This window comes from Bradyrhizobium sp. 2TAF24 (assembly GCF_052115025.1).
GTDB lineage: Bacteria > Pseudomonadota > Alphaproteobacteria > Rhizobiales > Xanthobacteraceae > Bradyrhizobium_A.
Genome location: NZ_JBFRFW010000010.1, coordinates 61450 through 83032, shown reverse-complemented (window position 1 = coordinate 83032; position 21583 = coordinate 61450). Strand labels below are relative to the sequence as shown.

17 protein-coding genes are annotated in these 21583 nt (G+C 65.3%); 3 read left to right on the top strand and 14 right to left on the bottom strand.

What is annotated here, in order from left to right; translation table 11 throughout:
• Nucleotides 1-152 precede the first annotated feature (152 nt).
• The 8 genes from AB4Z37_RS16785 to AB4Z37_RS16750 form a co-directional block, all read right to left on the bottom strand.
• Entirely contained in the window at nucleotides 153-1757 is a 1605-nt protein-coding gene (locus tag AB4Z37_RS16785) for an ABC transporter substrate-binding protein (RefSeq protein ID WP_441517879.1), read from the bottom strand.
• Nucleotides 1754-2116: a 4Fe-4S binding protein gene (locus tag AB4Z37_RS16780; protein ID WP_441517878.1), complete on the bottom strand. Its 363-nt coding sequence runs from the start codon at nucleotides 2114-2116 to the stop codon at nucleotides 1754-1756. Before AB4Z37_RS16780 ends, AB4Z37_RS16785 begins: the two co-directional genes overlap by 4 nt.
• Complete coding sequence (locus AB4Z37_RS16775; protein WP_441517877.1) at nucleotides 2113-3720, bottom strand: FAD-dependent oxidoreductase; 1608 nt, start codon at nucleotides 3718-3720, stop codon at nucleotides 2113-2115. Before AB4Z37_RS16775 ends, AB4Z37_RS16780 begins: the two co-directional genes overlap by 4 nt.
• Nucleotides 3721-3732: 12 nt before the next feature.
• Nucleotides 3733-4503: an ABC transporter ATP-binding protein gene (locus AB4Z37_RS16770; RefSeq protein WP_441517876.1), complete on the bottom strand. Its 771-nt coding sequence runs from the start codon at nucleotides 4501-4503 to the stop codon at nucleotides 3733-3735.
• Nucleotides 4476-5369, bottom strand: a complete 894-nt coding sequence (locus AB4Z37_RS16765; protein WP_441517875.1) for an ABC transporter permease — start codon at nucleotides 5367-5369, stop codon at nucleotides 4476-4478. Before AB4Z37_RS16765 ends, AB4Z37_RS16770 begins: the two co-directional genes overlap by 28 nt.
• Nucleotides 5370-5381: 12 nt before the next feature.
• Complete coding sequence (locus tag AB4Z37_RS16760; protein WP_441517874.1) at nucleotides 5382-6350, bottom strand: ABC transporter substrate-binding protein; 969 nt, start codon at nucleotides 6348-6350, stop codon at nucleotides 5382-5384.
• Nucleotides 6351-6619: 269 nt separating this feature from the next.
• Nucleotides 6620-7420, bottom strand: coding sequence for an ABC transporter ATP-binding protein (locus tag AB4Z37_RS16755; protein ID WP_441517873.1), 801 nt, complete (start codon nucleotides 7418-7420; stop codon nucleotides 6620-6622).
• Between the two features lie 2 nt (nucleotides 7421-7422).
• On the bottom strand, nucleotides 7423-9306 hold the full coding sequence (locus AB4Z37_RS16750; protein WP_441517872.1) for an ABC transporter permease subunit: 1884 nt from the start codon (nucleotides 9304-9306) through the stop codon (nucleotides 7423-7425).
• A gap of 310 nt (nucleotides 9307-9616) precedes the next feature.
• Between AB4Z37_RS16750 and AB4Z37_RS16745 the strand changes: the two genes are divergently transcribed.
• Complete coding sequence (locus tag AB4Z37_RS16745) at nucleotides 9617-10045, top strand: hypothetical protein (protein ID WP_441517871.1); 429 nt, start codon at nucleotides 9617-9619, stop codon at nucleotides 10043-10045.
• Nucleotides 10046-10681: 636 nt separating this feature from the next.
• Nucleotides 10682-12199 carry a helicase HerA domain-containing protein gene (locus AB4Z37_RS16740; RefSeq protein ID WP_441517870.1) on the top strand — a complete coding sequence of 506 codons (1518 nt, stop codon included), beginning with the start codon at nucleotides 10682-10684 and terminating at the stop codon, nucleotides 12197-12199.
• A 169-nt stretch (nucleotides 12200-12368) separates the two neighbouring features.
• Here the strand turns inward: AB4Z37_RS16740 and AB4Z37_RS16735 are convergent, their stop codons facing one another.
• The 4 genes from AB4Z37_RS16735 to AB4Z37_RS16720 form a co-directional block, all read right to left on the bottom strand.
• Nucleotides 12369-13763, bottom strand: a complete 1395-nt coding sequence (locus AB4Z37_RS16735; protein WP_441517869.1) for a protein kinase domain-containing protein — start codon at nucleotides 13761-13763, stop codon at nucleotides 12369-12371.
• A 2-nt stretch (nucleotides 13764-13765) separates the two neighbouring features.
• Complete coding sequence (locus AB4Z37_RS16730) at nucleotides 13766-14506, bottom strand: metallophosphoesterase family protein (RefSeq protein WP_441517868.1); 741 nt, start codon at nucleotides 14504-14506, stop codon at nucleotides 13766-13768.
• A gap of 98 nt (nucleotides 14507-14604) precedes the next feature.
• Nucleotides 14605-15366, bottom strand: a complete 762-nt coding sequence (locus AB4Z37_RS16725) for a lytic murein transglycosylase (protein WP_441518028.1) — start codon at nucleotides 15364-15366, stop codon at nucleotides 14605-14607.
• Between the two features lie 433 nt (nucleotides 15367-15799).
• The gene (locus AB4Z37_RS16720; protein ID WP_441517867.1) at nucleotides 15800-16033 is read right to left on the bottom strand and encodes a helix-turn-helix domain-containing protein; all 234 of its coding nucleotides are present in this window, start codon (nucleotides 16031-16033) and stop codon (nucleotides 15800-15802) included.
• 583 nt (nucleotides 16034-16616) lie between these two features.
• On the opposite strand from AB4Z37_RS16720, the gene AB4Z37_RS16715 reads away from it, so the two are divergent.
• A complete protein-coding gene (locus AB4Z37_RS16715; protein WP_441517866.1) occupies nucleotides 16617-17516 on the top strand; it encodes a LuxR C-terminal-related transcriptional regulator in 900 nt (299 codons plus the stop codon).
• 88 nt (nucleotides 17517-17604) lie between these two features.
• Here AB4Z37_RS16715 and AB4Z37_RS16710 read toward each other — a convergent pair whose 3' ends face one another.
• Nucleotides 17605-18576 (bottom strand): hypothetical protein, encoded by a 972-nt coding sequence (locus AB4Z37_RS16710; RefSeq protein ID WP_441517865.1) that lies wholly within the window; start codon nucleotides 18574-18576, stop codon nucleotides 17605-17607.
• 91 nt (nucleotides 18577-18667) lie between these two features.
• On the bottom strand, nucleotides 18668-21580 hold the full coding sequence (locus AB4Z37_RS16705) for an HAD family hydrolase (RefSeq protein ID WP_441517864.1): 2913 nt from the start codon (nucleotides 21578-21580) through the stop codon (nucleotides 18668-18670).
• Nucleotides 21581-21583: the final 3 nt, after the last annotated feature.

Genomic DNA, 21583 nt, shown 5'->3' with positions numbered 1-21583 from the left:
GCCGGGGCCTGGCCCGACGAAATCACGCCCTGTTCCGAACCATCAGCGGCTTCCTCGCGGCTCCCGCGGCGGCGTCCCGGCAATTCGAGCGTATCGCGCTGCAGGACGCAGCTTCCGTCGCCTCACCGATCGTGATTCACCGCCGAGCCTGATCACTCCAGCCAGACATCGGAAAAGTCGCCGGCGGTCAGGTCGACGCTGTTGTAGAGGTCGTGCACACGCGCGTTGCTGACCACCGTCGTCCGCAGCGCCACCAGCGGCAGCGCCGGCAGATCCTCGCTAACGATCTTCTGGATATCCCGGAACTGCTTCGCCCGGCGTCCTTCGTCGCTTTCAATACCGGCCTGGCGAAACAGGTCATCGACCTGCGGATTGTTGTAGTGCGCCGCATTGACATAGGGCAGCGGATTCTTGATGCCGTCGGACCAGTAGATGCGCTGGACGCCCACAGTCGGATCGAACAGCAGGCCGAGACCATTGATGTTCAGATCGAAATCGTGGTCGTAATAGACTCGCTTGATAAAGAGACCGAGATCCCCCTCCACGACATCGACCCGGATTGCGATGCGCGCAAGTGCGGACCGCAGGTAATCGGCCGTGGCCTTGAACGCGGCGCCTGGAATGAAGGTCAACTTGACGGCGAAGCGGATGCCGCCGCTGCCGCGCCTGATGCCCGCTTCGTCGAGCAGGCGGTTGGCCTGATCGATGTTGAAAGGGAAGTCGAAGGCCGACGGCTCGACATAGTCGGGCAGCACCTGCGGGATCGGGGAGCGAATGGGATCGGCCTCGCCGTAGTAGATCCACTTGCGAATGAAGTCGCGATCGATGGCATGCGCGATCGCATGGCGCACGGCGCGATTGGCGAGATAGGGATTGTCCAGGTTGAATTCCAGAACTTCGGCGTTGTTGAGATAGGCATCACGCTGCGACAGAAGGCGCAGCTTGCCGTTCTGCGTCAACCTCGCGAGGTCCGGCAGCGAGATGCTGCCGCTGACATCAGCCTCACCCGTCTCGAGGGCCACGGAGGCCGACGCCGGGTCGGCGATGAACTTGACCACCACCCGATCGAGATAGGGACGATCCGGCCGCCAATAGCTCGGGTTGCGCCGCAGGCTGATGTGGCTGCCGCGCTTCCACTCCTCGAAGACGAAGGGCCCCGTCCCGATGGGCGCATTGTTGTTCGGACTGCTATCGAGGTCGCCGGTTGGATAGGTGTGGCGGGCGACGATGGGCGATTCCGCCGCCGACAGCGCCTTCAGGAAATAGGGCGTCGGCCTGGACAGCCGCACCACGACGGTCAGCGCGTCCGGCGTCTCGATCCGCTCGATGTTGGCGAAGCTGATCCGCCCCCGCGGCCCGACCTTCTGCAGGGCGCGAAGCGAGAACGCCACGTCCGCGGCGGTGAAGTCGGCGCCGTCATGCCATTTCACCCCGGACCGCAGCGTGAAAGCGTACTCGAGGCCATCCGGGCTGACCTTCCACGCCGTCGCCAGCAGCGGCCGGGGCGTGAACTGTGCGTCGTAGGTCAGCAGGCCTTCCACGACCTTGGTGCTGATATTGCGCGTCTGGGTGTTGGTGTCGAGCAACGGCACCAGCGTCCGCGGCTCGCCCAGATTAGCGATGGTCAGCGTGCCACCACGCCTTCCCTCACCCGCCACAGCGGCTCCCGCAAACGGCAGCAGGGCCAATCCGGCACCAGCTTTCAGAATCTGCCGCCGCTCAAAGAAATGACCGATCCTGCCGGGCGTCGTCGTCATCGTGCAGTCTCCTTTGCCAATGCAGCCTCGCCGGCGCGGCGGAACACGACCTCCATCAGCCATTGATTGTTGGGAAACCGATCGCCCCACTCGTCCCAGCCGGAGTGCTGGCGATACTGGCCGAGGTGTCCCGAAGCGACGACCTCCGCGGACGTGACAGTGACACGGCGATCGCAGTCGGGTGCGACATAGATCGCGTCCGCCGTACAATAGAGCTCACACATGAAGCAGGTCTGGCAGTCGTCGACACGCGCCAGGAGCGGAGGCCCGGCTGGCGCCGGGTCGAGCACGTTGGTCGGGCATACCTCGACGCACGCGCCGCAATTGGTGCAGCGGTCGGCAACGATGAGTTCGATCATGATGCGGTTTCCACTGTGCGGCCAAGGCCGGCTGCCGTGGCTGGGCCGTCGATGGCCACCTGGATACGATCGAAGCCGCGTGCGAGAAGACGAACGGCGAGATCCCGATCCTGGTCCGGATGATCCTCGCGGCGATGCATTCCCCGGCTCTCGGCGCGGTGGATCGCCGTGGCCACCGACCAGCGGGCAGTCGCGACCAATGCAGCGGCTTCGCGCAGGGCCGCGTTGCCGGCCGCGGCATGGTCGGTCAGCTCGCGCCACAATTCGTCGAGCGCGTGGCGCGAAGCGTTCAGCCGGGCTGCCGTGCGGAACAGCCCCTTGTCAAAGGGATGCATTTCGGCACGGACGGCCGTGCGGATATCAGCAAGATCGACGCTCTTCTCCTGCCCACGCGGCCGCAGACCGGCCTCACCGAGCGGCCGCAGGCGGGACTTGCGGCCATGTGTCCGCCGCGCAAGGCGGGCCGCCGCCTCGCCCGCAAAAATGCCCGATGACAACGCCCAGGCCGAATTGACGTTGCCGCCCCCGGAAATGGCGCCCGCGACCTTCTCACGAGACGCATTGTCGCCTGCCACGAAGAGACCGGGCACCGACGTTGCGCAGTCCGTGCCGATCACGCGAACCCCGCCGATGCCGCGAATGGTGCCGTCGTTGTGCAGCGTCACCTCGAAACGATCGCGATAAGGATCGATGCGCCAGCGGTCGAACACCAGCGGCACATTGGGCGAAATCGTATGAAGGCGCGCCTTCACGTCGTCCGGCAGGCGGTGCAGCGAGCAGTAGACCGGTCCCCGCTGCAGCGCGCGGGCGAGACGCAGAGTCTGATCCGGCGCGAAAGGCAGGTCCAGTTCACGCCCGTCGGCGTCGTAATAGGTCGCGAAGGAATAGGCCATGCTCCGCGTCATGGTGGAATGGGCCGGCGCGATCGTATAGGCGGCAGTGAACTCCATGCCGGACATCTCCGCCCCGGCCTCGGCCGCCAACAGGTAACCGTCACCTGTGTTGGTCCAGGATCCCAGCAGGTGGGACAGAAAGCTCGTCCCGCCGGCCGCCAGCACGACAGCGCCGGCATCGATCTGATACGCCCTGCCGCCATCCTGACGGCGCAGTCCCCGCACACCGCCGATCGATCCATCGTCCCGGGCGAGCAGCTCGAGCACAGGCGAATGATCGAGGATGGTCACCCCGTGTGCCAGCGCCAACTGGCGCAAGGCCCGCATGTACTCTGGCCCGCGCACCGCGCGATAGTTGGTGCGCCCGTTGTCGTCGACGCCGAAACGATAGTGCGGCGCCAACGTCGGCAGCGTCCGCCAGGTCTCATCGAGAATGCGGTGCATCCACTCCGCTTCGCCAAGCCCGAGGCCCGCGGCAACGCGACCGCGGACGACCGCATCCCGCGCTTCGGGGGGGTCGGGCGGCACCCACCAGTGCCCCGGCCCCGCCGCGGCGGTCACCCCGCTGGTCCCGCAATAGCCCTTGTCCACGAGAATAACGACGGCCCCCGCCTTCGCAGCCGCCGTCGCCGCCCAGGCTCCCGCCATGCCGCCGCCGACGATCAGGACGTCGGCTTCCAGCGAAACAGGCTCGGGAGTGAATGAAACCATGAACCTTATGCCTCAGGCTGGCACGCCGGCCGACTCTCGCACCTCGACGCCGAGCCAGGCGAGAAGCCGGTGACGCAGGGCGACGAAGGCTGGAGCACCGACATCGCGTGGGCGCGGCAGATCGACATTCAACTGATGGGCGATGACTCCGGCCCGCATCATCAGCACGCGGTCGGCGAGCAGCAGCGCCTCCTCGACGTCGTGTGTCACGAGCAGCACTGCATAACCGTGCCGGCGCCACAGCTCGGCGACGAGCGCCTGGGCGTTGATGCGGGTCAGCGCGTCGAGCGCACCGAACGGCTCGTCGAGCAGCAGCAGGTCGGGATTGCGCACCAGCGCCCGTGCGAGCGATGCGCGCTGGGCCTCCCCGCCGGACAGCACCCTCGGCCACACGTCGGCCCGGTGGCGAAGGCCAACCTCGTCGAGCGCGGCATCCGCCCGCGCCCGGTCGGCCGAACCCGGCAAACCAAGCACGACATTCCTCCACACCGATTTCCACGGGATCAGCCGCGGCTCCTGAAACGACACCGCGCGCCGGATGGGCACGACGACCTCGCCTTCGATATCGGCATCGAGATCGGCCAGCACGCGCAGCAGTGTCGACTTGCCGCATCCGCTGGCGCCGATCAGGGCGACGAACTCGCCGGACGCGATCTCCAGGTCCAGATTGTCGATCACGGCACGATCGCCAAAGCGGCGCGTCAAGCCGCGCACACTGACGACAGACGAAGATGCCGCTGCAGCGGCATCACCGCTCAGGCTCCGGTGAAGGACGGCCGCCATGACAACAGCACCCTTTCAAGAAGACGCACGACCGCATCGACGATCAGGCCGAGCAGCGCATAGACCACGAGGCAGACCACGATGATGTCGGTTTGAAACAACTCACGTGCTGTATTCATCAGATAGCCGATGCCGGCATTGGCATTGATCTGCTCGCCGAAGATCAGCGCGAGCCAAGCGACGCCGAGCGCATGGCGCAGCCCGACCAGCGCATTGGGAAGCGCTCCCGGCAACACCACATTCCACACCAGGCCGGCACGGCTGAGCCCGAGCGTCTGGGCGACCTCGATCAGCTTCTGATCGACATTGCGGATACCCGCATAGACATTGAGATAGAGCGGAAAGGCGGTGGCGAGTGCGATCAGAGCGATCTTCGGCGGCTCGCCGATACCGAACCAGATGATCAGCAGCGGGATCAGCGCGACGATCGGAAGCGTGCGCAACATCTGCACGGTGGAATCGATTAGATCCTCGCCAAGGCGGAACAGGCCTGCGAGGATCGCCAGCACGACAGCGACGCCCCCTCCGATCGCAAGTCCAGCAGCGGTCCGGCCGAGTGACGTCAGGATCGCCTGCTGCAACTCACCGCTCGCCAGCAGCCTGCCCGCGCTGGCCATCACCGCTATCGGCCCGGCGAGCACCTCCGGCGGTAGCACGCCCGCCACAGATGCGCCATGCCAAAGCAGCACCACCGCAACAGGGCCGATCGCACGGCGCAGCGGTCGCGGCAGCATCCCGCCGGCGAGCTGCTTCGGTGTGATGCGGATACGTTGCGCGGCGCCGGTACGCGGAATGCGATGGCGGGAAAGCCGCGCGGGCTCTTCCCGCCGCAGGGATGCGATGGTGGCGGGATCGAGAACGGTCATCCAATGCCCCGTTCAACCGATCGGAAAATCACGAACAATGCGCGCACCGAAGTCGATGTCGCCCTGCAGCACGCCAATCGACGTCCAGGTCGTAAACGCCTTGCGCAGACGGCCCGCGAAGGCGTCATCGATCGCAATGCGCCGATAGCTGGCATCTTCGACATAGAGCGCCTCGGCGACCGCGTCGTCCTGCCGGGTGAAGGCCTTGGCCCACGCAATGTGCTTGGCTTTCTCGCTCCGCGACCATGCGTAACCACGCTCGGTGCGGTTGAAGAAGTCGGCCATGGCGAGGCGCTTGAGCGGATCGGCGAGCGCCGACGGCGTAGCCGAGAAAATGAACAGGCCGCTGTTGACGCCGATCCCGTCGAACAGGATGCGAGCGCCAAGCTGGCCCCGCGCCCGCGCCACATAAAGGCCCCAGGTGGCCCAGGCGTCGATCGCCCCGCTCTGGAAGGCGGCGCCCGCGTCGACGGGATTCATGAATGCCAGCTTCACGTCGTCGAGGCCGAGACCCGCCTGGCGCAGGGCGCCGACGACGAGGTAGTGCGCAACGCTGCCGCGCGTCGTCGGCGAGATCGTCTTGCCACGCAGATCCGCGACGGTCCGGGCCGTGCTGTTGCGCGGCACCAGCAGCGATGTCCCGAGCCCACCATTGTCCCAGGCGGCTGCAATCTGGACCTTCGAACCGTTGGCGATGGCGGTCACCGTCGGAGAATCGTTCGCAGCGCCGATGTCGACGGCGTCGGCCTTCAGCGCCTCGTGCAGATTGACCGCCGCAGGATAGACCGACCACTCGATCTTGTAGGGAACATCGTCCAGCAAGCCGGCCGCACGCAGCTTGCTCTGCTGCTGGCCGACCTGATCGCCGACCCTCAAGGTGACGCCGGACAGATCGGCCGCAGCAAACGCCGGGAACGTGCCGGCGGCAATGCCGAGGCCGGTGCCGGCCAGAAACAGACGTCGGGAAAGCAAGTGAGGCATGGTCAGGAATTCGCCAGTTCGCAGAGCGGCCTCGCGCGGTCGAGACCCTCGTTCATTCGCGCGAGATGCACAGCCGCCTTTCGCGCTCCGCCCGCATCGTCTGAGGCCGGCGCCCCCCCGTCAATGCAACGGCGACACTCTTTTGCCGGCGCAATGGAGATCATTGTTTCACGTGCGCGCCGCGAACGAGACGCTCATTCCGATACAGAACAAAAGCTTTGTCACCCCACGTCAGCTCAGAACGTTTTTCACCCGGCGCAAGGGACTCATCACCCGGCCACCGGCGCCCCCACTGCCGCATCCCTGCGCAGCATGGCAACGATCGAACGTTTGAGTTCGCCGAATGCGGGCGTGGCGATCATGGCCTCGTAGGTGCGCGGCCGGGGATAGGGAACGACAATATCCTTCACGATCCGGCCGGGCCGATGGCTCATGATGGCGACACGATCGGCGAGGAACAGCGCCTCCTCGATGTCGTGGGTCACGAACAGCACCGTCGAACGGTTGCGTTCGCGCGCCGCGAGCAGCAGCTCCTGCATGTCGAGGCGCGTCTGCGCATCGAGGGCGCCGAACGGCTCGTCCATCAACAGCAACAATGGCTGCGAGATCCAGGCCCGGGCAATGGCGACGCGCTGGCGCATGCCGCCCGACAGCTCATAGACCGCATGCCGCTCGAAGCCGCGCAGCCCCATGACATCGATCAGTGACTGCGCTCGCTCCCGGTAGTCCGTCGCGGGCCGCCCCGCCAGACGCGGCGCGAATGTGATGTTGTCGAGCACCGACAGCCACGGGAATAGCGTGGCTTCCTGAAACACCATGCCGCGATCGGGATCCGGCCGCCCCACCGGCTTGCCACCGATCGTCACGCGCCCCCGCGTCGGGCGCTCGAAGCCGGCAAGCAGGTCGAGGACCGTGGACTTGCCACACCCGCTCGGCCCGAGCAGGCAGACGAACTCGCCTTCCGCGACCGTCAGCGACAAACCCGCGAGCGCCAGCGTCGTCCGGCGCGTGCGACGGTCATCGAAGCGCTTCTCGACATCTGCCAGTTCGATGAAGGGTGAAGACACCACGATCAGGCACGCCCCGCCCAGGGCGCGGCCCAACGCTGCAGCCCGACCAGCACGAGATCCAGCGCGTAGCCGGTGCCGCCAAGCAGAACGATGCCGAGCATGACGATATCGGTGCGCAAATATGCGCCGGCGTTGACCACCATCCAGCCGATCCCCGCGTCGGACGCGATCATCTCGGCCGCAATCAGGGTCGTCCAGCCGATGCCAAAGGACAGCCGCAGCGTGACGAACAGTTCCGGCACGATATGGGGCAGGATCACGTAGCGAAACAACGCCAGCCCATGGGCGCCGAGCGCCTGCCCGGCGCGGATCCGCTGCCGCTGGACAGTCCCCACCGCCGCCGCCGCACCGACGACGATGCTGAGCAGGGCGGACACGAAGATCAGCAGCACCTTCGACGTCTCCCCGATCCCGAACCACAGGATGACCAGCGGAATGAGCGCGAGCTTGGGCAGCGGCCGCAGGAACTGGACGAACGGATCGATCGCGGCGCCGAAATTGGGCGCCATGCCCATGGCGATGCCGAGCGGCACGCCGATCACGGTCGCGGCAGCAAAAGCGCCGAGCGCGCGCGCCAGGCTGAGCGCGAGGTGCGCCCAGAGCGGCGTCTGGCGATAGCCGTTGCGCAGCAGGTCGAGCGCGGTCGCCAGTATCTCGGACGGCGGCGGCAACAGCAGCGGATCGACCAGCCCGCCCCGCCCCGCAAACTCCCACAGCAGCGTCACGCAGACAACGGCCGCAGCGCCGATCAGGAGGCGCCGAACGGAGGCCTGTTCGCTCAAGCCGGGAACGCGCGGCGCAGCAGCGCGTAGTTGACCGCCGGAACGAACGACGCCGGGATGCCCTCGCGCTTGATTTCGCCGGCCTCCGCCAGAAACGCCGCGGCATCGGCCAGAGCTTTGATCAGCGGCGCATCCTTGGCGGCGGCCGGTCCATCGCCCCAGTATCCGGGGCCGAGCTGTTCCTGGAACGAGGGATAGCGCAGGCCCGCCAGGGTGTCGCGGACGGCTTCGAACGGCGCGCCAAAATCCTTCGCCAGGATCCGGGAGACGCCGTCGGGATCGGCCTTGTAGCGCTCGAACTGAGCCTGCACCGTCTGCAACCACGACGGTGTCCGGATGACGTTCCGCGAACTCCGTTCGCACCACCGCGCTGTTCCAGACGAAGACGCCGGCGGGCTGGAGCTGCTCGGAGACGAGCAACTGCCGCCCGCCGTCCGCCAGCAGCTCGCCCCAGAACGGACCATTGATATAGGTCGCATCGATATCGCCGCGCTTCCAGGCGGCAATGGTCTCGGGTTGTGCCAGGGGCAGGCGCCTGATCTTGCCGCCGTCGAGCTTGTTGATCCGGATCACCGCCTCGAGCGCGAAAGCCATTGTCGACGACGGCGCCACCGCGATCCGCTTGCCTTCCAGATCCTTCACCGTCGCGATGCCCGGCTTGACGATGAGGCGTTCGCTGGTCGCAACGATTTCCGGCGAGCCGAGCAGCTGGATCGGCAGGTTACGCGAGAGGCCGGCGACGATCGGCGTATTGCCGAAGATGGCGAAGTCGATCTGCCTGGCCGCCAGTAGCGCGAGCGCCGGGCCGCCAGCTGGAAACGGCACCCATTCGACCTTTGCTCCCAGCGCCTTGTCGAAGCTGCCGTCGGTCTTGCCGACCACCCAGGCCCGCGCGGCGGTCAGATAGCCGACGCGGACGACGTCCGGCCGCGCCGAGGTCTGCGCGCGGCTGCGGCCCGTCGCGAAGGCCGCGGCGCCTGCCCCGACGCCCAAGGCCAGCAGATCCCGCCGGTTCGGCTTTCGATAGCGAGAGGACGTCATGTTACCTCGAATCCGGTCACGCGAGTTGCGGACTTCCAGCGTTGATCGGCCAGAGATCGTCATCGCTCGGATATCAAGTCAATGCGGCCCGAAAAATAAGATGACGATTTCAATTTGCATCCCGATACGCCGAACAAATTTCCTCCACGCGACGCCGGAGAGCATCTTTGTCCGCACCAGCGCACGAGCCGCCGGGGACACCGTTCGAGAGCGCAGGCAACGGCTGCAGCGCGATGTCCGGGCCGCAATCGGGGGATCGAGGAGCGACACGATGACCGCCTGCCTGCCGCGCCGCCGCCTGACCGCAAAGTTTCTTTGATTCGAACGCGGTCATGCCCGCCAGTAGTGCCCAAAGTCATATAGCAAATGTGCCTTGTCCGCGTATCTATCGGTCCGTAATCGAGCGTGTCTGGAGAGGGGGATGAGGACTGTACGGCGCTGGACAGCCGATGAGGACGACAAGCTCAGGGAGCTCGCCACGGCTGGCAAGAATGCCTGGGACATCGGCCCCGAGGTGAACCGCAGCGCATCCGCCGTGCGCAAGCGCGCCGAAGTCTTGTCGATTGTTCTTCCAATGCAGATCCGGCGAACACGTCCGGCGCATATTCCGACCTATCCTGAAAGGGCGGCGATCGACGCTATCCGAAACAGCCGCCCGCTTCCTCCGGGCGTCGGGCCGGCCACGATCATCGGCATGGCCAAGAAGGGATGGATCATCCTGGAGGAGCCAGCCGCGCGGAGATATCGCGTCACCGAAACAGGGCTGGAAGCGGTGCGCCGCAAGATCCCGCTCGCAGAGTAAGAGGGCTTCGTCCCACCCGGGCGAAGCACGATGTCGCGACACGCCCTCGCCCGCTCAACGCCGTGAAACACATCACCACGTTGGAACAGCAGGACATGGATCAGCGAACTGGCGGGGCCGCGCTCGCGACAGCAATGCACGCCCTGCTCGACCTTGACGATGACTGCGCTCAGTCTGTCCTCGCCCTGACCGATCTCCTGCTGCGGATCCAGCGCGCCTGCGCATAGCTCGACGTGCTCGACACGCATGTCGACGTCGCCAGGTTCTGGGATACCAGGTTCAGCACAGCCTTCGCCGAGCGCTCGCGCTCAGCCAGGCTGGCCACACTGTAACGGCGCGCGACAACTGCCGCGGGCACGGCCTAGCCGCGACTGCCGCTGCCGTCCGCCATCGGCACGAGCGATCATAATTCAATAATTTCAAAGCCTTAAATCAGAAACGAGGGCGCTGGCACCGAACCGGGCGAACGTGTGCCCATTTGTGCCTTCTGGCGCGCCCGAGCGCGGCCGTTCCGCCGAACGCGGAGGCAGACGCACCAAGCCGTGTGCAACGGGGATGGCCGGTCATCCAGCGCTCGACGGGCCGGAATCAGGTTGATAAGCCCCTCTCTCCGCTGGGAAAACGTTGAGTCGAGGCATGACCGTTGCGATCGAGATGGGACACACGACGGCCGGCGCCGCGGCTACCCTGGACCTCGAGGAACTGCTGGCCACCCGCCTGCTGGTGCAGGGCAATTCGGGCTCCGGCAAATCCCATCTGCTGCGCCGGCTGCTGGAACAGAGTGCCCCCTGGGTGCAGCAGACCATCATCGACCCCGAAGGCGACTTCGTGACGCTGGCCGACCGGTTCGGCCATCTCGTGATCGATGCGGAGGACCATACCGAGCGGGGCCTGCAGGCCGCCGGCGAGCGCGCGCGCATCCATCGCGTCTCCACGGTGCTCAATCTCGAAGGGCTCGATGCCGAGAACCAGATGCGCCGCGCCGCCGCCTTTCTTGGCGGCCTGTTCGACATCGGCCGCGACCACTGGTACCCGATGCTGGTGGTGGTGGACGAGGCCCAGCTGTTCGCGCCGGCCGTTGCCGGCGAGGTGTCGGACGAGGCGCGCAAGCTGTCGCTCGGGGCCATGACCAACCTGATGTGCCGCGGCCGCAAGCGCGGGTTGGCGGGGGTGATCGCGACCCAGCGCCTGGCCAAGCTCGCCAAGAATGTCGCGGCCGAGGCGTCCAATTTCCTCATGGGCCGAACCTTCCTGGATATCGACATGGCGCGCGCCGCCGACCTGCTGGGCATGGAGCGGCGCCAGGCAGAAGCGTTCCGCGATCTCGAGCGCGGGCAATTCATGGCGCTCGGCCCCGCCCTGTCCCGCCGTCCCCTGGGCTTGCGCATCGGTTCGACGGAGACCCATCCGCGCAACGCCACCCCGCGGCTGATGCCGCTGCCGGAAGCGACGCTGGAGGACGCCCGCGCCATCATCCTCGCAGCACCGCCGCCCGAAGCCGCCCGCCCCCAGCGCCGGCCGCCGCCGTCACCCGACCTCCTCGGCCAGCTCATGGCGGCGAAGTCCGCGGCATTGGAAAGCCGCCCCGAGGCGGTGGAGCAGCCGCTCAGCGCCGAGGAACTGGCGGAGCGGCGCGAGCGGCTGGACCGCATCCTGCGCGCCATCCTGGCGGAGCCCGATGCGGGCTTCCGCGCCATCGGCGTCCTCTATCAGGAGTTCGTGGTCCGCTGCCGCATCGAGGGGCTCGGTTCGGCCGTGCCGGATCTCAACGACTTCCGCCGCATGCTGACCCACGCCCGCGCCGGGCTCGGCACCGACATCGCCGCTGACGACGCCTGGCAGGATATCCCCGTCCGCGCCTCGATCCTGCCCGACGACATGCAGGGGGTGTTCATGATGATCGCCCGCGCTGCCAAGGAAGGCTGGCCGTGCCCCGGCGACGCCGCGATCGCCCGCGCCTATGGCACGCACTCGCTGCGCCGCGCGCGGCGGCTGCTGAGCTATATCGAGGAACAGGGCCTCATCGTCTGCCAGCTCGACGGTGCCGGACGGCGGATCGTGACCCTTGTCGAACTCGCCTGGGCGACGGCGCCGGGGGACCCCAATGCCGAGGACCTCGCCACGGAAGACAGCTGCAGCAGCTCGCCCCCCTGACGTCTCGGATCGGCGCGCCGGAGCCCGGGGCGTTGGCAAGCGAAATGAGCACCAAAGCGTACGCGTTCGAGAGCGCGTTCGCTTCTGATGGAATCGCGTATGCGTTCTAGATTTTTGTCGTGACGCGTTTTCTTCACGCGAACCGGTACCCACTTCGCTCGAAAACGCGCTAGGTCGACGGGCGAACAATCGTCACACTGGACGGTGCTTCCGCCGCCACCTTTGCCGACACGCTGCCGAGCAGCGAGCGCAACAGTGAATTCTGACGCGCACCCATCAGGATGTGGCTGACATGGTTCGACCTGGCGAACTCCAGGATCGCCGAAGCCGGATCGATGGCCTCGAGCACATGCACCGTGAGCCTGCTCTCCGCGAGTTTCAGCGGTTCAGCCCAGTGCCTGAGCGCCGCAAGACGGTCGATGTGCTTGTTGTGCCCCAGTTCGTCCAGTGTCGTGTCGAGCGTGATCCTGCCGAGCTTCAGGACATTGATGCATGCGAGGCGGGCCGACGGCAACGTCGTGAGAATGCGGCCGGCCATCGCCCGCAGCTCGTCGTTGACCGATGCCGATCCTTCCGTGACATCGACGGCGACAGCGACGATCGGAGCGGACGCAAGCTGGCCGGCGACGCTTGACACCGCCGTCGGCCGCGTGAGGTCGCGATTGAAGCGCCGGCGCCACACGGTGGACAGCGGATCCTGCTTCAGGCGATCCGATCGCGCCGTCAGCTTGACCTGATCCGGATGGCCGAGATCGAATGCGAGTTGCGCGGCTGTGGGATGACGCCATGCCGGCTCGATCTCGAGACAGCGCAACACGATCTCCTGAAGCCAGGGTGGATAGTCGGCCCGAAGCCGGCGCGGCGGCACCGGATCGCGCCACAACCGCCTGCGCATGCCGCGCAGCGTCTCGCTCTCGCCATACGGGCGAACCCCGGTGGTGAAGAAATAGAGCAGCACGCCGAGGCTGAACAGATCGCTTCTCGGATCGCTCCGGCTTCGCAGCAGCCGCTCCGGCGCCATGTAAGGGGCCGTCCCGAACGGCAATCGAAACTCCTCCTGCAGCAGATCCGGAAGCTGGTCATGACGGGCGAGACCATAATCCAGCAGCACCGCTTCGCCGGACTGGCGGAACATGATGTTGCTCGGCTTGATGTCGTGGTGGATGACATGCTGGCGGTGCAGGTCATCGAGCGCGGCGGCGATCCCCTGGCCGATCGTGGCCGCCTCCGCATAGGGCAGAGGAAGCTCGGCAAGCCGCGCAAGCAGGGTCTTGCCCGCGATATGCTCCATGACGATGTAGGGCTGCACACTCATATCGCCGGCTGAGACGAACGCCGGAACATGCAATCCCGACAGCCGCGGCAGGATCATCTGCTCCATCTCGAAGCTGACGATCGCAGCCGGATCATCGCCTTCGCCGTATTTCGGAACCTTCATGAGCATCGGCATGCGCGCATCGGCGCGGGACACCCGCCAGAGCGTCGCCATGCCGCCGCGATGCAGCCGTTCCTCGATCGTGAAGCCGTCAATGACGAGGCCGGGAGCGATGATGGGTTTGACCACGCTCACCTCCCGAGATAGAGGCGATCCGCCAACCAGGCCGGCAGGCCCTGTTGCCGGATCCGCGCGGCGGCCTGTTCGACATCATACGGCACCCGATGGTAGGTGAGCGTCGCCGCGGCGGCGTCCAGCATCGCATAGGATGCCGCCGCCGAATGGTCGCGGGGCTGTCCCACCGAGCCCAGCACCGCAAGCCATTGTCGCCCCGGCAACAACTGTACGCTGACGCCGGCCGTGGGCGTGAACGCCGTCATGCGTCCGGCTGGCGAGAGAGTGTACAGGGCCGGCCTGTGCACATGGCCACAGAACGTGACATCAGCGGACGTCGCACGCATGCTGCGCTTCGCATCGTCGGCGCCGGTCACATAAGTCCAACTGGCCGGCCGGCTGGCCTCCGCATGGACGAAGAGACGGCCCTGCCGCTCCAGCGTCAGCGGCAAGGCTGCGAGAAAACGACGCTGCTCGTGTCCGAGCTCGCCGCGCGTCCACTCGATGACGATGCGGGCTGCGAGATTGAGTTCGACACTGGAATCGCCGACGGCGCAGTCATGGTTGCCGAGGACCGCGGCGGCGCCACGGGAGACCAAATCCATGACCTCAGTCACGGTCCAGTCCGGGTCGGCACCATAGCCGACATAATCGCCGAGCAGAGCGAATTGCTCCGCGCCATTGTCGCGCGCATGCGCGAGGCAGGCGCTGAACGCCTGCCGGTTGGCATGGATATCCGCAAGGAGCGCAATCCGCACGACACCTCTCACCGCCATCAATCGATCGTCGAAACACCGACCCTGGCCAAGAGGCTGGACTTCGACAACATCAAAACGTCGAGCCCCGACAGGAGATCCTACCGCGCCGCGGAGCCCGCCTCCCCGTCGATCTGCCGCCCCAACAGCGCGATGGCCTTCTGATAGACCGGCGCGGCATTCCAGGCCTGAATAGCCGCAAAATTGGCCTCGCCGGGCTGATAGCCCGCCCCGGCCCGCCAGCCATGGGCGCGCAGGAAGTTGGCCGTCGAATTCAGGGCATTGGCGGCAACATCGAGATTGCCGCTGCCATAAGCGAGAATGTTCTTCGGCATGAACTGTGTCTGGCCGACCTCGCCATGCATGGAGCCGCGCGTGGCTGCCGACAACGCTCCCTGATCGATGAGCTTCAGCGCGGCATAGAGCTGTTCGGTGAAAAATTCCGGACGACGACAGTCGTATGCGAGGGTGGCGATGGACGACAGCATGTTCTGGTTGCCGCGCTGGCTTCCGAAGCCCGTTTCCATGCCCCAGATGGCAATCAACGGCCCCGGCGGCACACCGTAGCGCTGCTCGATCGATGCGAACAGCGCCCCCTGGGACTGCTTGAGCGAGCGACCGCGGGCGACGATCGTCGATGCCCCGCGTTTGGCGAGAAACTGGTCGAGCGACAGACTGAAACTTCTCTGGCTGCGATCGGCCGCGATGGTCGCGCTTGCGTAGCTCGTCTGCATCAGGGCGGCGACGGCCGACGCTCCAACTCCCTTCGCCCTCGCCTCCCCGGCGAAGTCCTGCTTCCACGCCTCGAAGCCGGCCGACGAGCTGCCGCATGGTGCCGCGGCCGCTTTCTCACCCGTCCCCATCACCAGAGCCAGGACCACGAACGTGGCTGCCTTCCACCCGCCCCCGCCGGTCATCAAGAACCTCCTTGACGCATTTCTGAACTTCGTTGCTGCAACTGCCGCTGCAGATGGCCTTGGACGCCGTTGAGGAATCCTCAAGACGCCTGTCGGCACGACTTGTTGCAAGTATGGATCAATCCGATTGCGACAACAATAGTCGGCAACCACGGCGTGATTGCGATGCGGGCCGTGACCGGCCGTCTCACGCGCCGCGCGACACCGTCGGCAGCAAGGAAGTGACGCGGCCAGCCGGCATGAAGACAGCGTGACGCAGACGAGCGACGCCGCCGCACGGTACGAGCCACGTCATCGGCAACGCGCAGATTTCACGCCGCGCCGTACACACAGCACTGCCACAGGACGATCGCCCGCCGAAAGGCCGGGCTGCCGACCTTCACCGCTTGCCGTTGGCGAGAACCCGATCGACATCGGACTCATCGATCAGGTCCTGTTGCGAAACGGCGAGCGCCGCAAGCGATGTCCGGTTGCTGATATCGAGCTTCTGAAAGATGTGGTGGAGGTGAACCTTGATCGTGCCGTCTGTCACATTCAACCGACGCCCGATCTCCTTGTTCGACAGCCCTTCGGACACCAGCCCCATGATCTGGCGTTCGCGCTCCGTCAGCACCGCCGGGCCTCTCTCGATCATTGTCGTCTCTCCCCGACGGCTGGCCTGTTCAGAAACAGCACGAAGGTCAGAACTCCACGCTGCGGCATGCCGTACGTCTTGCTACGCCCCAGGTGGCCCCGGTCTTCCACCGCCACGCCGAAAGCGCTCGCCGCTCCCGCAGGGTTGTCAGTTGCCAGCCCGGCACGCCCAACGCGTGGGCACCTGCACGACGAGATAGCCCCTCGCCCATTCCTCACTCAGAGCATGTGGCTGGGAAAAACAAAAACTCCTGATGAGTGCGCCCGCATCCTGCCGGCATAATGCCCATGCCGCTGATATTATGAATGATATCTATGGAAGTATGTCGGCATACGCCAATTTGATTATACCAAAGGGTATATCAGGATATTGCGAATTCGAGCCTGTACTCCATAAAATCTTCATAAAAGACGAGGCGCAGCGCCAACGCCCGATCTTGCCATCGCAAGTGCCGGACAAGCGGAGAGACAACCAAGGGGACACGACACAACTCGGACGCACTGCCGCACAACCGAACATCGGAGACAACGGCAGCCGTCCACGACAGGGCTGAGAGGGTACCATGAGACGGCGATATTCATTTGCAACCGTGCTCGTTGGGAGAAACAGTCTGCGCAGCGAGGGCCTCGCCAAAATCCTGCGTTCGGCCAACTTTCGCATTCTCGCATCGGTTGCGTGTGCCGACGATCTGCTATCGCGCAAAGTTCAACCATACCGGCTGCTGTTCCTCATCGTTCACAACGGTGACGACTTCGATGGCGCGATCGAGCAGATCGAACGGTTCAGGGATCGCCATCCTGACGGACGAATTGCTGTTGTCGCCGACCATTTTCAGCCGAACGAGCTGATCTCCGCATTCCGCGCCGGGGCCAGCGGCTATTTCGTCGACGTCATGAGCTGCGACGTGTTCATCAAGTCCATCGAGCTGCTGATGCTGGGTGAAACCGTACTGCCGCCCGCCTTTCTTTCGTTCGCGCTCGACGCCAAGGAAGATCTCCTGAGCAAGGCCGAGCCGGTCGATGACAGCCCCTCCGCAACCGAGGCGCCGGACGATCGCCTCATCCAGCAGCTCTCTCCACGCGAAAAATCCATTCTGCGCTGCCTGATCGAGGGCGACTCCAACAAATGCATCGCACGGAAAATCGATATCGCCGAAGCCACGGTCAAGGTCCACATCAAGGCCATTCTCCGCAAGATCCGGGTTCAGAACAGGACCCAGGCCGCGATCTGGGGAATTAACAATCGCTCGCTGTCGCGGCCGGCGGGCAACAGGTTGCCGGGCTCAGACGTTCAAGATGGTCCGCCCAACGACCTGCCGGACCTGAGCGACATCAAGCTCATCGCTGGCACTGCCCCCGTGAACACCAACAACCATCACACAAACCACCTCGACCTGCCGAACACAGGCAGCCAGCCCCACAAGGGGATCGGCCTGAACGGTGCGATCCGGCTACGGAAGTAATCCGCGGCAATCACCTCGCCCGTGCGGCTGATCGGAAGACGCCGGCTGCCGTGCAGCGGCACGGCAGGGTCACTCCGCGGCAAAGCACTCAGCTTCGGGGCATCGGAGACCAGCCTCGAAGAGCGGAAGGAAGCGACACCGGCCACCGAAGCATGCCCCGCTCGGCCAGCAGCGCCAGCAGGCTGCCGACGACCAGCGCGAGAAAAGTCGTCAAGGCGAACAGCAGCGTGACGTTGGGACCGGATGGCACCATCACCACGTCCGCCGGCAGCAGCGTTTGCCCGCCCGCGAACCTGACCATGTCCGATGCCACCACGGCCTTGCGCTCTCTCGCCACGATCCCGCGCCGTGCGGCATCCATCTCGTCCTTCAGGCGACCAAGCTTGGTCAGCCCGTTCAGATAGGTCGGGTGTCGCGGACCGACCACGGCGGACAGCGCGGTCATTTCGCGCTCCGCGGCGGCATAGGCCTCCGTCACCTGCTCACGCAGCCGGCCGCGCAGATATTCGGACCCGACCCAGTTCGCCAGGCGGGCGGCGCGCTCCGGATTGGAGCTGGTGACCGCAATGGTGATCAAGTAGGACCGGGGATCATTGGTGACCGTGATCTGCTTCATGAGCCGCGCGACGGCGATGTCGTACGGCGTCGGCGAGGCCCGCCCAAAAGCCAGCCCGATCAGCGACAACAGCCGCTCGCGGAAGGACAGATGCGTATAGTCCGCTTCCGTATCAAGCCGCAAAGCCGACACGACAGCACCAGCAGTTCCGCGCGAACGAACGATGCGCGCAGCGCTATCGACAACCGCGGCGGCATCGACGGCCGCAGTCGACTGCACTCTCTCTCCGGCGATATTCTCGTTGCGAACGAAGTCGAGCTTGATCATTGCTTCGCCGGAATACCGCGGTGCCACGAACAGGAGCGCAACCAGCAGCGCCACCAGCGCGATGCCGAAAACCTTGGCCACAAGCTGCCGTTGCCTCCACAACACCAGCAGCGTGTCATACACGACACGTTCATAATGGATACGCGGGGCATTGATCCCGCTGGCTTTGATGGCCATGTGCTCTTCTCCTGGACAGGCACCGCTCGACAGTTACCGCTCCCGCTTGCGTCAGATCACCGGCCTGCTCGTGCTCCTCACCGTCACCGCGTCAGCGTACGAAGATCCTGAAGGTGGTCCGATCGGAAAGGGCGCGGAGCAGCGCACGGGCCTGAAAATGGTCAGCACTCCGCAGCAATTCCAGAAACAGGCCATCGCCGTCGGATTCGTTCGCAGTTTCCATCTTGTCGTCATCGCCGCGCTCGCGATCGCCGACAATCATCTTGACGATGTCGAGCAGGCCGCGTTGGTAGCGCTGGCGCGACACCGTGCACCCCAGCAAGCGCGCCTGCCTGCGGCATGAAATCTGACCCGGCGCGAAGCTGCGCGTCGCCGCGCGGAACATCGGCAGGTCCGCCTCCGAATCTCCGATCGCGATCGTCTCTGCGGCAGGCTCGAGGATCCGGTCACGCAGCGCGATCAAACCGGTCCCCTTATCGACTCCCCTGGCCACGACGGCCGTATCGATGGTGGTTTGATGAAAGGACAGCCGGTCGAGCTGCAATCGTGTCACGAGGTCGTTCACCACGAGCGTCGGCAGAGGAATTGGCGCGCCCTGCCCGACGTTGAATGGACGCATCCGCAACAAAAGGCTGCGCGGCTTCTTTTCGATCATATACGCCCGAATGGAGTATCGATGGCGCTCGTCGAGAAAGACACCGGGAAGCTGTTGCAGCTCCCGCCTGAGTTCAGCGAGCTGGGCCATCGTCTCCTGATCCAGAAGCGGCTGGCCGCGCTGCGCAATCGCGTCCCACAGGTACGCGCCATACTCCGCGACACCGCCCGCGAGGCCATACGCCTCGCAATAGTCCCTGACTTCATAGACTGAGCGCGCCGTATTGAGCGCGACCGAATGGCCATGCGCTGCCAACAGCGATAACGCCTCCATGCCCGCAGCCGTCGTGCAGGGGTAGCCGAAGATGCGCCGGTCGATCACGCCATCGATATCGAGCATGACGAGCGGGGAATGCCAGGACGGGGGCCTCGGCGAACGACAACGAGCGCCACAGAACCGTGCGGTCTGGATCGTGAGGAAATCCCAGGCGCGCAAAAACCGGCGATGCAGCTCCTGCTGTTGCCGGCCGGACTGTCTCACCGAGAACAGTTGTTCCTGCGCCGTCTCCATGGTCCAGAGACCGGCAAGCAGCTTATTGATCAGCAGCCGCTCGCCGATCGCAGCGTCGCCGGACAGCTCGGCATATTCGCGAACCAATCGCTCTTCCTCCTCGGCGGAGAGTTCAAGACTGAGCATGGCCTCGGCGAGATCGTAGGCGGGATCGACCGCGTTCAACTGGGTTTTGCCGAGGCCATGGCCATGAAAGCCGGTCTTCAGCGGGCCCAACCGGCTCCAGATCCAGTGAGGACCGCCCATATTGCCGTCGATCAGAGTTGGTAACGGGCAACGCAGGCGATAGAGCCGCTGCTGGATCCAGGAGCGCATCGGGATGTCGAACACGAACCGCCCGTAGGCGCGGCCAAGCGCCTCCGCCAGCAGAGCCCAGCCGTTTTCATGAACGGCCTTGCCGGGCGCCCGATCCTTTGGCAGCGCCAGAAGACGGGCCCGCGCAGCCACATAAGCGGCTGTCGCGCCGATCCACGAGGCACGGTCTGGTGCAGCCTCTGCCTCGCAGCACCGGTTTGGCAGCCATTCAGCGTAAAGAATTCCGTCGCGCAGGCCGAGCAACGGCGGCACGAATTCGCTGAGCCGCTGCGCACTCAGGAATGCCGGATAGCCGAGGTATCCCAAACCGACGCTTTTCGCCAGGACGTAGCGCGTCTCGTCGTCGCCCTGCTCCGTCCGCAGTTGGACCTCGAAAATGCGTTTGAGCGTCACGCCGCGCCTGCCGTTCGCACTGTGCTGGAGCTCGTCATTGAGCTCCACCGCCCGTCGGCTGTCGACCACCCGAACGTCACCAAATCCCTGCGATGCGAAGTACTCGCACAGCCGGGTCTCGACATGTCCGGGCTCGAGTAGCTGCTGCTTGCGCCAGCGCTCCGGCGCGAGCGTAATCACCATGTCTTCCGGCACGCCAGCGACCCAACCGCGCGCGGCCGGGTGTGTCGGGACCAGAACCTTGATCCGGGAAAGATCAAAGCCTGCCCGGCGTGCGATATCGATGCCGAGCGAGATCGTTCCACCCGAGTTCGGCGGATCATCCACGATGGCGACGGTAAAACCGCGCCTGGCATATCCTGCCAGCTCCCGCCACTCGCTCCGGCTGGCACCCTTTTTGGGCTGCACCGTCAGAGACGCAACGCAGCGATAGCCTTCGGCTTTGAAGAAGGAGCGTAGCAACGCGGAAAAATAGGTCCCGGCCGTACGCAATCCGAGCAGGAGAACCGGATGCGAGGTGTCGACATGTTGCAGCATGAACTGCCGCCCGAGCGCGATGACATCGGCATGGGTCAGATCAAGCCGGCTGAATGCAGACGGCACCCCGATACGCAAACCGAGCAGGCTCGCGGGAAGCCGCCACTGCAACAATCCGGACAGACCTTCCGCGGCCTCCATCAGCGACGCCGGCTCGGTCTCACATCGCGCCAGCCGGGCAAAGAATGCATCCAGCCCATCCTGCCACGCGTCCTTCCAGCGGCTAACCTGCCTCCAGTCCCGCCGCGGCAGGAGATCGGTGACCTTGTCCGCGGCCCGGAGAGCAAGACGCCCGGGAGCGGTGCGCGCCAGTTGGGCTGGCAGCCGCAACGTGTGCCCGCGCAGGTATTCATCGGCGCCATTCAGCAGGGAGCAGGACAGAAGGTAGATGTTCGTGGCCACCTCACTCGATTGCCAACCGTCCTCAATACGTCCCAGCCAACCGATCTCAGCGCTGAGGCGCCCAATGGCCTCGCTGACCGTCAGATGCGGATCCAGGCTCCAGTCGTAGGCGGAAAAGAAATCCGTCTCGGCTGGCAACGGGTCACATCTCAGGCGCTGGTCGATCACCACGGATTGGATTCGGTTCAGCATCGC